The 13,888-nt window shown below is 62.3% G+C and carries 11 protein-coding genes; 8 read left to right on the top strand and 3 right to left on the bottom strand.

Translation table 11 applies throughout. The features are described 5' to 3' along the window. The first annotated feature begins 128 nt into the window (after positions 1–128). Complete coding sequence (locus QSJ80_RS00610; RefSeq protein WP_285762328.1) at positions 129–2,216, top strand: EAL domain-containing response regulator; 2,088 nt, start codon at positions 129–131, stop codon at positions 2,214–2,216. Between the two features lie 459 nt (positions 2,217–2,675). On the opposite strand, the gene serB is transcribed toward QSJ80_RS00610, so the two are convergent. Beyond that, positions 2,676–3,803, bottom strand: coding sequence for a phosphoserine phosphatase SerB (gene serB / locus QSJ80_RS00615; protein WP_285762329.1), 1,128 nt, complete (start codon positions 3,801–3,803; stop codon positions 2,676–2,678). 119 nt (positions 3,804–3,922) lie between these two features. On the opposite strand from serB, the gene QSJ80_RS00620 reads away from it, so the two are divergent. The 7 genes from QSJ80_RS00620 to QSJ80_RS00650 all read left to right on the top strand — a co-directional run bounded on the left by QSJ80_RS00620 (position 3,923) and on the right by QSJ80_RS00650 (position 12,188). Beyond that, positions 3,923–5,035 carry a hypothetical protein gene (locus QSJ80_RS00620; protein WP_285762330.1) on the top strand — a complete coding sequence of 371 codons (1,113 nt, stop codon included), beginning with the start codon at positions 3,923–3,925 and terminating at the stop codon, positions 5,033–5,035. Between the two features lie 128 nt (positions 5,036–5,163). Continuing rightward, entirely contained in the window at positions 5,164–5,577 is a 414-nt protein-coding gene (locus QSJ80_RS00625; RefSeq protein WP_285762331.1) for a MerR family transcriptional regulator, read from the top strand. Positions 5,578–5,644: 67 nt separating this feature from the next. Then, positions 5,645–6,814, top strand: a complete 1,170-nt coding sequence (locus QSJ80_RS00630) for an isovaleryl-CoA dehydrogenase (protein ID WP_285762332.1) — start codon at positions 5,645–5,647, stop codon at positions 6,812–6,814. Between the two features lie 57 nt (positions 6,815–6,871). Continuing rightward, positions 6,872–8,479, top strand: a complete 1,608-nt coding sequence (locus tag QSJ80_RS00635; RefSeq protein WP_285762333.1) for a carboxyl transferase domain-containing protein — start codon at positions 6,872–6,874, stop codon at positions 8,477–8,479. Between the two features lie 28 nt (positions 8,480–8,507). Continuing rightward, positions 8,508–9,305, top strand: coding sequence for an enoyl-CoA hydratase/isomerase family protein (locus QSJ80_RS00640; RefSeq protein WP_285762334.1), 798 nt, complete (start codon positions 8,508–8,510; stop codon positions 9,303–9,305). A 4-nt stretch (positions 9,306–9,309) separates the two neighbouring features. Then, the gene (locus tag QSJ80_RS00645) at positions 9,310–11,298 is read left to right on the top strand and encodes an acetyl/propionyl/methylcrotonyl-CoA carboxylase subunit alpha (protein ID WP_285762335.1); all 1,989 of its coding nucleotides are present in this window, start codon (positions 9,310–9,312) and stop codon (positions 11,296–11,298) included. Beyond that, complete coding sequence (locus QSJ80_RS00650; RefSeq protein ID WP_285762336.1) at positions 11,295–12,188, top strand: hydroxymethylglutaryl-CoA lyase; 894 nt, start codon at positions 11,295–11,297, stop codon at positions 12,186–12,188. Before QSJ80_RS00645 ends, QSJ80_RS00650 begins: the two co-directional genes overlap by 4 nt. Here QSJ80_RS00650 and QSJ80_RS00655 read toward each other — a convergent pair. Together QSJ80_RS00655 and QSJ80_RS00660 are read right to left on the bottom strand one after the other, a co-directional pair. After that, complete coding sequence (locus tag QSJ80_RS00655) at positions 12,185–13,249, bottom strand: hypothetical protein (protein WP_285762337.1); 1,065 nt, start codon at positions 13,247–13,249, stop codon at positions 12,185–12,187. The genes QSJ80_RS00650 and QSJ80_RS00655 overlap by 4 nt on opposite strands. Continuing rightward, positions 13,246–13,869, bottom strand: coding sequence for a hypothetical protein (locus QSJ80_RS00660; protein ID WP_285762338.1), 624 nt, complete (start codon positions 13,867–13,869; stop codon positions 13,246–13,248). The genes QSJ80_RS00655 and QSJ80_RS00660 overlap by 4 nt, the downstream gene beginning before the upstream one ends. Between the last annotated feature and the right edge of the window lie 19 nt (positions 13,870–13,888).

Below are 13,888 nucleotides of genomic sequence, written 5' to 3' on the forward strand. Positions count from 1 at the left end.
CCTGCCCCGCGGCCATAAAAGCGCAGTGATTCCCAGTTTGAGCCCCGCAGGGTTGTACTGTCGTGGCGCGCCGCCATACACTAGCGGCAGCGTCCGCCCCCCGCGCGCAGCAGTACAAGGCGATAATAATGAGCACCGATAACACCATCCGTCTATTAATCATCCACGACAGCGCCTCGGAAGCGCAGCGCCTGGTCAGCATGCTGCAGAATGCCGGCCGCCCGAACCGGGCCCAGCATGTCGAGAGCGCTGAAGCCCTGTCCAAGCTGCTGCAGGAACACACCTGGGACCTGCTCATCGCCCGGGAAGACAGCAGCAAACTGGAGCCCGGCACAGCTCTTCGTACCATTTCCAAGCTGGCCAAGGATGTACCTGCCATCCTGCTGACCGAGCGCGAGGGGCCCTACCCGGTCGTGGAAGGCCTGAAGCTCGGCGCCCGCGATGTGGTGATTGTGGATGAGGACCAGCACCTGCTGCTGGCGATGCAACGTGAGCTCGACGCTCTGGCGCAGCGCCGCCAGGCACGCCAGGACAGCCGCCGCTACCACGCTGCCGTTACCCGTACGCGCGAGCTGCTGGACAGCTCCAAGGATGCCTTCGCCTACATTTCAGACGGACTGGTGGTCTACGCCAATGAATCCTTTGCCGAGCGTTTCGGTTACGGCGATCTGGAAGATGTCGAATACCAGCCGCTGATCGATATGATCGAACCGCAGGAGCAGCCCGCCGCGCGCGACTTCCTGAAACAATACGCCATCAACGGCGACGAGGTGGAAACCACCGAATGGCAGTTCACCGCGCGCACCGTCAATGGCCGGCCACTGCCGACCCGCGCGGAAGTACTGACCAGCATGTTCGACGACGAACGCTGTATCCAGCTGCGCATTGCCGCCCAGTCCGGCAATACCGAGGAGCTGGAGGCACGCCTGGTCGACATCAAGAATCGCGACCAGGTGACCGGCCTGTACAACCGTAATCACTTCCTGCAACTGCTCGAAAACGCCATCAAGAACACCGCCAGTACACAACAGACTGGTGGCCTGATGTACCTTGAAATCGACCAGTTCGAAGAAGCCGTGCACGGCTCCGTCGGCGTTGCCGAGGGCGATGTGGTGATCAGCAAGGTCGCGGCGATCCTGCAGTCCCAGCAGCGCAGCGGCGAAATTGCAGCGCGCTACTCGGACGAGGCATTCTGCCTGCTGCTGCCGGAAACCACACCGGATACCGCCGAGCATCGCGCCAAAGAGTTGTTGAAGCGGGTGAGCGACACCATTTTCGAGGCGGGCGGCAACACACTGCAGCTGACCGCATCCGTCGGCATCTCCCTGATGAGTGAGACCTCGGGCAATGCCCAGGGTGTACTGAACCAGGCTCTGAAGGCGCACAGCCAGGCGCTTGCTCGCCGGCCCGAGGGCAACAACGCCGCCCTGTATGAGCCCGACACCCAGGTGGATGGCGATGCCGATACCTACCGCCGCGCGCGGGTCGTACAGGCACTGGATGAAGGTAACCTGAAGCTGCGTTTCCAGCCAATACTGAGCCTGCAGGGTTCCGGTGAAAATATTTACGAGGCGCTGGTGCGCCTGGTCGACGAGGGCGAAGAGCTGGCACCGCTGGCTTTCCTCGAGACCCTCGGCGACGCTGGCCTTTCCTCCAAGATGGATCGCTGGGTCATCATGGAGTCCATCAAGGCCGTTGCCGCAGAGCAGGCCCGGGACAAGCAGGTCTCCCTGTTGGTGCACCTCACCGAGACCTCGATGATGGACAACGGCCTGCCCGCATGGCTCGGCGTCGCGTTCAAGGCCGCCAAGGTGGCGCCGGAGCAATTCGTGTTCCAGTTGCGTCAGGAAGATGTCAGCAAGAACCTGCATGCCGCGAAGGAGTTCGCCGAGCAGGTTCAGGCGCTGGGCTGTCGTATCGCTGTGTGCCGCTTCGGTAACGGCCTGAACCCGTTCAAGACGCTGGAGCACGTCAAGGTGCAGATCGCCAAGGTCGATGCCTCGTTTGTGCGTGAAGTGCAGGACGAGGGCGAAGACCCCGAAGCGCTCGCAAACCTCGTTGCCGAACTCAAGTCCGGCGGCCACAAGGTCATCGTGCCGCACATCGAGCAGGCCAGCATGCTGCCCACGCTGTGGCAGACCGGCACCGACTATATCCAGGGTTACTACGTGCAGGCACCGGCCGAGGACATGGAGTTCGACTTCAGCCTCGACTGATCAGAGTAATCCAGCTCGATCCAAAAACTCTCCTACCGGATCATGTGGCGCAGGGCCCGGTGTTCCCTCGCGGGTACACATGGGGGCATGTTTCACCACGCAAGGGAACAGCCGCCCCCTGCTCTATCCGATACGATCTGAAGTTCAGCCTCGTGACGTGGAGGATTTTCTGCGAGGTGAAGCATCCCCGATGCGTACCCGCGGAAAATTATCGACGGCGCGAGGCTTTTCAGGGGCCCAATGTCCGAGCGCTTACCCGCGCGGGCGTACCGGGCTCTGCTCAGTCGGAAACAATCCGAACTTCAGCCGCGTGACGTGGAGGATTTTCTGCGAGGTGAAGCATCCCCGATGCGTACCCGCGGAAAATTATCGACGGCGCGAGGCTTTTCAGAGGCCCGATATCCGAACGCTTACCCGCGAGGGAATACCGGGTTCTGCGCGGGGCACTAATGCCACATATCAGAAGTCGCGATCGCTCAGGCCAAACAGGTACAGCGCCACATCGAGCGGGAAGTGTGAAATTGCCTGCGGTGCCTCTGCGCGGACTTTCGGCTTGGCATGAATGGCGATACCGAGCGCGCCGAGCCCCAACATCGGCAAGTCATTCGCCCCATCGCCCACGGCAATCACCTCATCCAGGCCCGCGCCCAGCTCCGCAGCAATTGCCTGCAGGTGCGCGGCCTTCGCCTCGCCGTCCACAATCGGCTCTATCACCCCGCCGGTCAGCTGCCCGTCCCGAAACTCCAGCTCATTGGCGCGGACGTAATCCAGCGCCAGCTTGTTCTCACGCAGGTAAATGGCAAAGTAGGTAAAACCACCGGAAAGCACTGCATTTCGACAACCCAGTCGTTGCAGGGTAGCGAGCAACTGCTGCGCGCCGGCCATCAACGGCAGGCGATCGGCGACAGAAGCCAGCGCATCTTCGGTAAAACCTTCCAACAGACCCATGCGCTTGCGGAAGCTCTGCTGGAAATCCAGCTCACCCCGCATGGCTGCGGCGGTAATCGCCGCAACCTGCTCACCCACACCCGCCACCGCGGCCAGTTCGTCGATCACCTCTGCACGGATCAGGGTGGAATCCATATCGAAACAGGCCAGCTTCGGCAGGCGGCAGCTTTCGGCAGATTGCACCACCAGATCGCTGGCATGGTCCTCGCTGAATGCCAGACACCAGCGCCGCAGCGCTTCGCGCTCTGCATCGCCGCACCCTGCATCTCCACGCACTTCGAAGCGGAACACCTGGCGGTCCGCTCGCGCGGCCAGGGTTGCCGCCGCAACCAGCTCCAGGGAAAAATCGGAAAAACCATCCAGCAACTGCTGCAGCTGCAGGGTCATGGCATTTTCGGAAAACCAGGTAAACACCAGGTTTCCACTTTGTGGCCGGGGCAGCGGCTCGGGTAGTAAGAACGCGTCCTGTGCGTGCCCGGCATCCTCCACGCCCAGCTGCCAGCCCTCACCATCAAAGGCGCAGTAGCGCAGCGCGCGGCTGCCCAACAGGTGCACCAGCTCCCGGGTGCTGTCAGCCGGAGCATGGATACGGCGCAGGTACAGGGGATCCGCAACAGCGGCAGGGTTCAGGTCAGGCACGGCAAAACTTCCTTATTTCTACGTGGCGGCCATTATAAGCGCCTTTGGGCTTGCATGTTATTTTCAACGACACAGCCGCCGCGCGGGAGGTACAATTCCACGAGCAAGGAATCACAATAATGAAAATGCTTACACTGCTCGCCAACCACCCCCTGTTCCGCTCCAGCCAGAACCGGCAGCTCGCCACTACGCTCGCTATCTGGCTGACCCTTGGCCTGTTTGCCGCAGGTGCACTCTGGCACAGCAGCAACAGCGCGCGGGAGTCTGCCGTTGCCCGTGACCTTGCCACCGCGCAGGCAGTGGCCGACTGGGTCGCAAGGCAGAGCCTGGAGCACCTGGTCAACCAGGACCCGGTTAGCCTGCAGCTGCTGTTGCAGCAGGCCGCGGAGGTACCGGGTATCCGTGCCATTACCGTGCACGATGTGGAGCAGAACACGCTGGGGCAGCAAGGTGAGCCCGACAAGCTGCGCCATGCGGTCGCCAGCGCCTCCATCGTGCTGCACGACAGCTTTGCCGGGACCGTCAGCGTCAATACCGAACCCGGCAGCGGCAGCCACTTCGCCTGGGCGAGCCTGGTCCTGACCCTGATCGTCACGCTGCCATTCGCGGCGATCTGCGCGCTGCTGCTCGGTAGCTGGCAAGCGCCCACTAACCATAGAGCCCCCCAGCGGCCTGCGCCTGCGCATGAGGAGGCACAGCAAACCGAGCCCGAACCGCAACTGCCTGCGCCGCCGGAAGCCGGCCTGTACCTGCGGGTCTGCAACTGGGCGCAATTGCGCCATCAACTCAACCGCCAGGCACTGGAGCGCCTCACCGAGCAACTGCAACAACGCCTGGACAGCCTGGCGAGCATCTATGCGGCGGAGCCCGTCAACAGCGGCGGCGCCATCGGCCTCGGATTCCGCGGCGCAGATGCCCCGTTCCGCGCAGCCTGTTGTGGCCTGCTGCTGCGGGAGTGGCAACAGCGACAGCCCAACAACCTGCTCCAGCTGAGCCTCGCGGTCATGCCATGCGAGGCGTCCGGGGCAAACCCGGACAGCGACCTGCTGCTGGCCCGCCCCGGCCGGGTATCACTGCACCCTGAACTGCAGGACCACCTGGCCCTGTCGGAGCGACTGGCGCTGCACGACGCCGAATACGGCCCGGAAATCAGCGGGCTCGCCGGCAGCTACCAGAAGCTGCTGGACAACCAGCTCGCCCGACTGGTCGAGGCCGCCCCGGCCAATACCTGACCACCAATCCACACTTTTGCGCCAGTTTTCCCAGACTGGCGCCATACGCCACATCTTGACGTTTACGTTAACGTAAACTTTTGCTAGATTGCCGGGCATCCGGTGCTCCTGAGGTACCGGGACAGCAGATGGCAGAGGGTGCAACAGCAGTGACCAGCAAACCGACCTACAGTATTTCGGACCTCGCGCGGGAGTTTTCCATTACCACCCGCGCCATCCGCTTTTACGAGGACAAGGGCATGCTCAGCCCGGCGCGCCGCGGCCAGACCCGAGTCTACCGCCCCGAGGACCGCGTGCGCCTGAAACTGATCCTGCGCGGCAAACGCCTCGGCCTGTCGCTGGAGGAGAGCGCCGAGATTATCAATATGTACGACCCGGCCCACGGCAATGTGGAGCAGATACAGCGCCTGCTCGATAGCATTCGCACCAAGCGCGCCAGGCTGCAGGAGCAATTGCAGGACATCCACGCGCTCATGGCAGAGCTGGACGAGGCCGAGGCGCGCTGCCTCGAGAACCTCAGTACCGAAAGTCTCAACAAGTAAATAAATTCGCGGTGGCGCAGACCACCTTCCGCAAGAAATATTCTGGACAGTACCAACGGAGTCATTCATGAACGTGGGATACCCGACACTCAATTTTGATCTGGGCGAAGACATCGAAATGCTGCGTGACGCAGTTTACAAGTTTGCCCAGGCAGAGATCGCACCGCGCGCGGCCGAGATCGATGAAAGCAACCTGTTTCCCAATGAGCTTTGGCAGCAGATGGGCGACATGGGCCTGCTCGGCATGACCGTTGAGGAAGAGTACGGCGGCACCAACCTGGGCTACCTGGCACATGTAATCGTCATGGAAGAGATCTCCCGCGCGTCTGCATCCGTGGGCCTCTCCTACGGCGCCCACTCCAACCTGTGCGTCAACCAGATCCGCAAGAACGGCACCCACGAACAGAAACTCAAGTACCTGCCGAAGCTCTGTTCCGGTGAGCACATTGGCGCCCTCGCCATGTCCGAGCCCGGCTCCGGTTCCGACGTGGTCAGCCTGCAGCTGCGCGCCGAGAAGAAAGGCGACAAGTACATCCTCAACGGCAACAAGATGTGGATCACCAACGGCCCGGATGCCCACACCTATGTGATCTATGCGCGCACCGAGCCCGGCGTCAGCTCCGGCGGTATCACTGCATTTATCGTCGAGCGTGACACCCCCGGATTTTCGCAGGCACAGAAACTGGACAAACTGGGTATGCGCGGCTCCAACACCTGCGAGCTGGTGTTCGAGGACTGCGAGGTGCCGGAAGAAAACGTACTGGGCCAGATCAACGGCGGCGTTCGCGTGCTGATGAGCGGCCTCGACTACGAGCGCACAGTACTGTCTGGCGGCCCGGTGGGCATTATGCAGGCCTGCATGGACGTGGTGGTGCCCTACGTGCACGAGCGCAAGCAGTTCGGCAAGGCGATCGGTGAATTCCAGCTGATGCAGGGCAAGATGGCCGACATGTACGCCAAGCTGAACGCGAGCCGCGCTTACCTTTACGCAGTCGCCAAGGCCTGTGACCGCGGTGAGGAATCGCGCAAGGACGCCGCAGCGGTGATCCTGTATACAGCGGAAGGTGCAACCCAGATGGCACTGGACGCAATCCAGGCGCTGGGCGGTAACGGCTACATCAACGAGTATCCGACTGGACGCCTGTTGCGCGATGCGAAACTGTATGAGATTGGCGCAGGTACTTCAGAGATTCGCCGCATGCTGATCGGGCGTGAGTTGTTCAAGGAAACCGCTTAACGGTTCAGCGCCACGACATTTACAACGTAGACAGAGTCCAAACCAAGACGGCAACTTATGAATCGCCTGCAAACCAAAATCAATACACGCGACAGTGCCTTTGCGGCCAATCGCGAAAAGATGCAGTCCATCGTCGATGACCTGCGCCAGAAGATTGAGAAGATCGCCGAGGGCGGCAATGAAAAGGCTCGCGCAAAACACGTCGCGCGCGGCAAACTGCTGACCCGGGACCGTATCGATGCGCTGCTCGATCCCGGCAGCCCGTTCCTGGAGTTCTCCCAGCTCGCCGCGCACGAAGTTTACGGCGAGGACGTTCCGGCGGCCGGCGTGATCACCGGCATTGGCACGGTCTCCGGCCAGCCCTGCGTGGTCGTTGCCAATGACGCGACGGTAAAAGGCGGCACCTATTACCCGCTCACAGTCAAAAAGCACCTGCGCGCGCAGGCCATCGCGGAGAAGAACAACCTGCCGTGTATTTACCTGGTGGACTCCGGCGGTGCCAACCTGCCGCGCCAGGACGATGTGTTCCCCGATCGCGACCATTTCGGCCGGATCTTTTTCAACCAGGCCAACCTGTCTGCGAAAAACATTCCTCAGATCGCGGTGGTGATGGGGTCCTGCACCGCCGGCGGCGCCTATGTGCCGGCCATGGCGGACGAGTCCATCATGGTGAAGGAACAGGCCACCATTTTCCTGGGTGGACCACCGCTGGTGAAAGCCGCCACCGGGGAAGAGGTATCTGCCGAAGATCTCGGCGGTGCGGATGTACACTGCCGAACCTCGGGTGTGTCCGACCATTACGCCAACAACGACCATCATGCGCTGGAGATCGCGCGCCGCTCCGTATCGCGCCTGAACCGGGTCAAGAATCCGGGGCTGGATATCCGCGAGCCGGTGGAGCCGCTGTACCCTGCCGAAGAGATCTACGGCATCATCCCGGCCGACTCACGTCAGCCCTACGACGTGCGCGAAATCATCGCCCGTATCGTGGACGGTTCCGAGTTTGATGAATTCAAGGCACTGTACGGCTCCACGCTGATAACCGGCTTCGCCCGCATCCAGGGCTACCCGGTAGGTATCGTTGCCAACAACGGCATCCTGTTCGCAGAGAGCGCGCAGAAGGGCGCGCACTTTATCGAGTTGTGCGCGCAGCGCAAAATCCCATTGCTGTTCCTGCAGAATATCACCGGCTTTATGGTGGGCCGCCAGTACGAGGCCGGCGGTATCGCCAAGCACGGCGCCAAGATGGTGACCGCAGTGGCTACCGCTAACGTACCCAAGTTCACCATCCTGATTGGTGGCTCCTTCGGTGCCGGTAATTACGGCATGTGTGGCCGCGCCTACGATCCAAACTTCCTGTTCATGTGGCCGAACGCGCGCATTTCCGTCATGGGTGGCGAACAGGCTGCCGGTGTACTGGCCCAGGTCAAGAAAGACCAGATGGCCGCGCGCGGTGAAAACTGGAGCGACGAGGAAGAAGCCCAGTTCAAGCAGCCGATCATCGACGACTACGAACACCAGGGGCACCCTTACTACGCATCCGCGCGGTTGTGGGACGACGGCGTGATCGACCCGGCGGATACCCGCCGCGTGCTCGGCCTGTGCCTGGCGGCGGCCACTTATCGCGAGCCGGAAGATACCCGCTTCGGCGTCTTCCGCATGTAAACCCGCTGCACGGATTCAAGGAAAAATTATGAGCGAACACCTTCTTCTCGAAATTGATAACAGCGGCGTAGCAACGGTCACCCTCAACCGCCCGGACGTGCACAATGCATTCGACGATGCGCTGATCGCAGAACTCGCGGCAACTTTTGACAAGCTGGCCGGAACAGTAGGCCTGCGCGCGGTGGTGCTGGCCTCCAACGGCAAGAACTTCTCCGCCGGCGCCGACCTCGGCTGGATGAAGCGCATGGCGGACTACAGTGCCGAGGAAAACCAGCGTGACGCGCTGGCACTGGCGCAGATGCTGCAGAAGCTCGACACCCTGCCGGTACCCACCATCGCCCGCGTGCAGGGCGCGGCCTTCGGCGGTGCGGTAGGACTGGTGAGCTGCTGCGATATGGCGGTTGCCGCCGAGCGCGCCAGTTTCTGCCTGAGCGAGGTCAAGATTGGCCTGGTACCGGCGACGATCAGCCCCTATGTGATCAACGCCATCGGCACGCGCCACAGCCGCCGCTACTTCACCACGGCGGAAAGGTTCAGCGCGGAGCGCGCCCGTGAAATCGGCCTGGTTTCCGAAGTCTGCGCCGAAGGCGAACTGGATATCGAGGTGCAGAAGCTCGTGAATGCCATCTGCAACAACGGGCCACAGGCAGTGCGCACCTCCAAGCAACTGGCCATGTCCATGAGCAACCGCGTAGTCAGCGATGAGCTGCAGGCCCAGACCAGCGCCCTGATCGCAGCCATCCGCACATCGCCGGAAGGCCAGGAAGGCCTCGGTGCATTCCTGAGCAAGCGCGCCCCCGCGTGGCTGCAAGAAGGCGAGGAGTAAAACGATGATCCGTAAGCTGTTGATTGCCAACCGCGGTGAAATTGCCTGCCGCGTAATCCGTACCGCGCGCAGCATGGGCGTAAATACCGTCGCCGTCTATTCCGATGCTGATGCCAACGCGCTGCATGTGCAGATGGCCGATGAAGCCGTGCACCTGGGGCCCGCGCCTGCGCGCGAATCCTACCTCGATATCGAAAAGGTCATAGGCGCGGCCCAGAAAACCGGCGCCGATGCCATTCATCCCGGCTACGGATTCCTGTCCGAAAATGCGGACTTCTGCCGCGCCTGCGAGGCCGCCGGCATTATCTTTGTCGGCCCCCCGACGGGCGCCATCGAGGCCATGGGCTCCAAATCCGCAGCCAAGCGCATTATGGAAGAGGCCAAGGTGCCCCTGGTGCCCGGTTACCACGGCGCCAATCAGGATCCGGGCGTGATCGAAGGACACGCAGAACGCATCGGTTACCCGGTGCTGTTGAAAGCCGCTGCCGGCGGCGGCGGCAAGGGCATGCGCCGCGTGGATCGTGCGCAGGACTTCATGGAAGCCCTCGAGGCGGCCAAGCGCGAGGCCCGCAACGCATTCAATGACGACATCATGCTGGTGGAACGCTATGTGCTGTCGCCGCGCCATGTGGAGATTCAGGTGTTCTGCGACAGCCACGGCAACGGTGTTTACCTGCACGAGCGCGACTGCTCCGTACAGAGACGCCACCAGAAAGTCGTAGAGGAAGCCCCCGCACCCGGCGTCAGCCCGGAATTGCGCGCGCGCATGGGTGAGGCCGCATTGCGCGCCGCCAAGGCCATTGGCTATGTCGGCGCTGGCACCGTGGAATTCCTGCTCGACAGCCGCGGCGAGTTCTACTTCATGGAAATGAATACACGCCTGCAGGTGGAGCACCCGGTGACCGAATTGATCACCGGCCAGGACCTGGTGCAATGGCAACTGCTGGTCGCTGGCGGCGAGGAGCTGCCCTTGCAGCAACAGGATATCCCCCTGATCGGCCACGCCATGGAAGTACGCATCTATGCCGAGGACCCGGACAACGATTTCCTGCCGGCCACAGGCACCCTGTTGCGCCACTGCCCGCCGCAACAGGACGACAGTGTGCGCGTGGACACCGGTGTACAGAGCGGTGACGAGATCAGCGTCCACTACGACCCGATGATTTCCAAACTGATCGTACACGGCAGCAACCGTCGTGAGGCACTGGCCAAGCTTGACCGCGCGCTGCGCGAATACCAGATCGCGGGCCTGACCCACAATATCCCTTTCCTGCGCCGGGTCATCAACCACAGCGCCTTTGCCGGCAGCGCGGTAACCACCCACTTTATCGAGGAAAACGAAGCCGCCCTGCTCAAGGCCACGCGGGTGCTTTCCAGCGTCCAATTGGCCGGCATCGCCGCCTGCCTTGCCGCCCAGCGCACCGGCAACTGTGCGCTGCGGGCACCGGAGACTGACGCCCACTCTCCCTGGCATCAGGGTGACGCCTGGCGCAGCAACCTGATGCCCACCCAGCAGGCCTGCATCGACTTCCACGGCGAGCGACACGAAATTCGTTTCACAGCCGGGGGCGGCCAGGTCCTCTGGCACAGCGGCGAGCACCAGGGCGAGATCCATACGCTCGCGGATGCGCAGGTGGCCATTGTCGATGGGCGCCGGGTCAATTTCACCCCGGTGCTGCACACCGGCGGTGGCACACTGTTTATCGATGGCACCCAGGTGGACTTCGCCATTGTGGAGCCGGACCTTGGCGAGTCCGGCGACGATGCCGGGCACGGCCTGAGCGCGCCCATGAACGGCACTATTGTCAGCCTGCTGGTGGAGGCCGGCACGCCAGTGGAGGCGGACCAGCCGCTACTGGTGATGGAAGCCATGAAAATGGAACACACGCTACGCGCGCCAAAGGGCGGCACTGTGAAGCAGTACTTCTGCTCTGCCGGGGAGCTGGTAGACGGCGGCAGCCTGCTGGTGGATTTTGAGGAGGGCGAAGCATGAACCTGCCGGGAAGAGTCCAGATCGTCGAGATGGGGCCGCGCGACGGCCTGCAGAACGAACAGCAGCCAATTAGCGTTCAGCAGCGTATCGAACTGGTGAACCGCCTCTCGGCTACCGGCCTGCGCCGGATCGAGGCCGGCAGTTTCGTCAGCCCGAAATGGGTGCCGCAGATGGCGGCTTCCGATGAGGTTTTCACCGGGATCCAGCGCGCGGACGGTGTGCGCTACAGCGCGCTGACACCCAACATGAAGGGTTACGAAGGTGCACGTGCGGCAGGCGCCGAAGAGGTCGCGGTATTCGGTGCGGCCTCAGAGGCGTTCACCCGCAAGAATATCAACTGCTCCATCGCCGAGAGCCTGGAGCGCTTTGAGCCGGTGGTGGCTGCGGCGCGGGCCGATGGCATCCCGGTGCGGGGCTATGTTTCCTGCGTACTCGGCTGCCCCTACGAGGGAGAGGTCAGCGCAGGCAAGGTCGCGTTGGTCGCGGAAGCGCTGCACAACATGGGCTGCTACGAAGTCTCGCTGGGCGACACCATCGGTGTCGGCACCCCGGAGAAGGCCAAGGCCATGATCGAGGAGGTCGGCTTGCTGGTGCCACTGGAAAAGCTGGCAGTGCACTTCCACGATACCTACGGCCAGGCGCTGGCAAATATCTATGCCGCACTGCAGCTGGGCGTTAGCGTGGTCGACTCCGCCGTGGCAGGCCTCGGTGGCTGCCCCTACGCAAAGGGCGCGTCGGGCAACGTGGCCAGTGAGGATGTGGTCTATATGCTGCAGGGCATGGGTATAGAAACCGGCGTGGATCTGGACAAGCTGATCGAGACGGGCAATTTCATTGCGCAGACACTCGGCCGCCCGAGCAACTCGCGGGTGGCACTGGCGCGTAGTTAGGAATTGCCTTGGGAAGCGCTGGCGCTGCCGCGCCAGGGGTTCAGCGGCTGCAGTGGTGGCCGCGGACCCGCATTCCGTTCACCAGGCTGCCTGCGTGCGGCCTCCCCTGAAGCCTCTTCCCGGGCCCGCCTCCATCGATAGACGCCGAGCCCGGCCAGCGCCAGCAGGCCGGCGGCCAGCAGCCAGCGAAACAGCGGCCGGCGCACCACCAGCGCCGGATTGATACCGACCTTGATGGTTTTTTCCTCGAGGCGCGCCGTCTGCAACTGGCCGCTACCAAGATCCCACCAGCGCAGCTCTATCGCGGGCAGGGTATAGGTACCCGCGCGCGGAAAATGGTAAATCCAGTGTTCCTGGCGCTCCGCGCGCATCTCGCCGCGCTGGGTTTTGTCATTCACCCGTGGCTGGCCCTGCTGGAGCTGCACCCCTCTCAGCGGCCCTGGTCGCAACGGCGGAATCAACATCCCCAGGGTGCCGTCAGCGGCCATTTCGATACGGCGCTCCAGCGCATCGCCGGCGCGCAGGTCTTCACTCGACCAGCGCTCCTTTAGCGACAGGTCGTCCGCGACGATGATCATCTCCGCCACGCCGGGCACATAGTCCGCCTTGAATACCAGCGCCTCGGTCATCAGGGAAACAGGTATCCCCTGCTGCCCCACCCTGGTTGTGACTTCCAGCGCGGGCACTTCAAATGCCCCGGGCTTTTGCGGAAACAAAAAATATTCCTGGCGCTGGCCGGACCAGGTTTCCCCGCGTATTTTGCGATTCAGGTTCGTCTTGAAGCCTTTCTGCTGGTAGACGATCACATCCTCAATCGTGATTTCCGGAAATGCCGGCGCCTCGGCAAACCAGGTCCTGGTATAGAGGTCGATCGTCAAGCGATAGGCCTGATTGATAAAGCCGTCGAGTGGTTTCAGCGCAACCTCGACGAGGCTGCCTGGTTCTGGTTGTCCGGGATCTGCAGCCGCAGGAACCCGGTCCTGGGACAGCGCCGTAGGCGCAAAGAGGCCCAATAGAGCGCCCACAATCACGGGCAGAAAATTCCGCAACACCTTTGTCATTGCCGCTCTCGCTCGGCCTGCTGATAACTGAACTTAGCGCGTAAAAAATCCGCCGGTGTCTGGGTAAGGTTGCGCATCCAGATTTCACTGGCAATTTCCTGCCCGGGCAAACCTTTTTCCTCCCCACCCTTGTTATCGCCGTTTTCGGATTTCTTGTCGGGGTCGAACTTGTACTCATCCGCCCCCAGGTCGCGCTCGGTAACGTCCTGCATCTCGCCTTCTTTAGATTTGTATTCCTTTCCCAGCACTTCCACCAGCTCCAGGTTTTCCTGCGCCTCAAACCAGTCGGGCTGCAGGTGCAGTGCCTTGCGATATGCAGCCGCTGCGCGCTTGTAATCCTCTGCATGGGCCAGCGCATTGCCGGCACTGAAGTAACCCTGGGCCTCTGACAATTGACCGAACTGTTTTGCCGAACTGCGGAAACTCTGGCCGGCATACAGCGAGGTGGCTTTCCAGCGCGGGTCCTCGAAGTGCGAGGCAGCGCGCAGATAGCGATGCCGGGTGAAGGCGAGCCGGCCCTGCTGGTCCGCTGTCAGCCAGGGGTCCAGCCAGTCGGTGTCCGTGTCCAGCAGTGCATAGACCATCGGCCATAGCAATAGCCCAACCGCAACCAGTTGCACAATGCGCGCCTGCCGCCGG

It is taken from the genome of Biformimicrobium ophioploci, from assembly GCF_030270605.1.
GTDB lineage: Bacteria > Pseudomonadota > Gammaproteobacteria > Pseudomonadales > Cellvibrionaceae > Biformimicrobium > Biformimicrobium ophioploci.

Coding starts and splice junctions, on each gene's coding strand:
- QSJ80_RS00620 (WP_285762330.1), top strand. CDS start 3,923: ATGAAAATGCTTACACTGCTCGCCAACCACCCCCTGTTCCGCTCCAGC.
- QSJ80_RS00630 (WP_285762332.1), top strand. CDS start 5,645: ATGAACGTGGGATACCCGACACTCAATTTTGATCTGGGCGAAGACATC.
- QSJ80_RS00655 (WP_285762337.1), bottom strand. CDS start 13,249: ATGACAAAGGTGTTGCGGAATTTTCTGCCCGTGATTGTGGGCGCTCTA.
- QSJ80_RS00645 (WP_285762335.1), top strand. CDS start 9,310: ATGATCCGTAAGCTGTTGATTGCCAACCGCGGTGAAATTGCCTGCCGC.
- QSJ80_RS00635 (WP_285762333.1), top strand. CDS start 6,872: ATGAATCGCCTGCAAACCAAAATCAATACACGCGACAGTGCCTTTGCG.
- QSJ80_RS00640 (WP_285762334.1), top strand. CDS start 8,508: ATGAGCGAACACCTTCTTCTCGAAATTGATAACAGCGGCGTAGCAACG.
- QSJ80_RS00650 (WP_285762336.1), top strand. CDS start 11,295: ATGAACCTGCCGGGAAGAGTCCAGATCGTCGAGATGGGGCCGCGCGAC.
- QSJ80_RS00625 (WP_285762331.1), top strand. CDS start 5,164: ATGGCAGAGGGTGCAACAGCAGTGACCAGCAAACCGACCTACAGTATT.
- QSJ80_RS00610 (WP_285762328.1), top strand. CDS start 129: ATGAGCACCGATAACACCATCCGTCTATTAATCATCCACGACAGCGCC.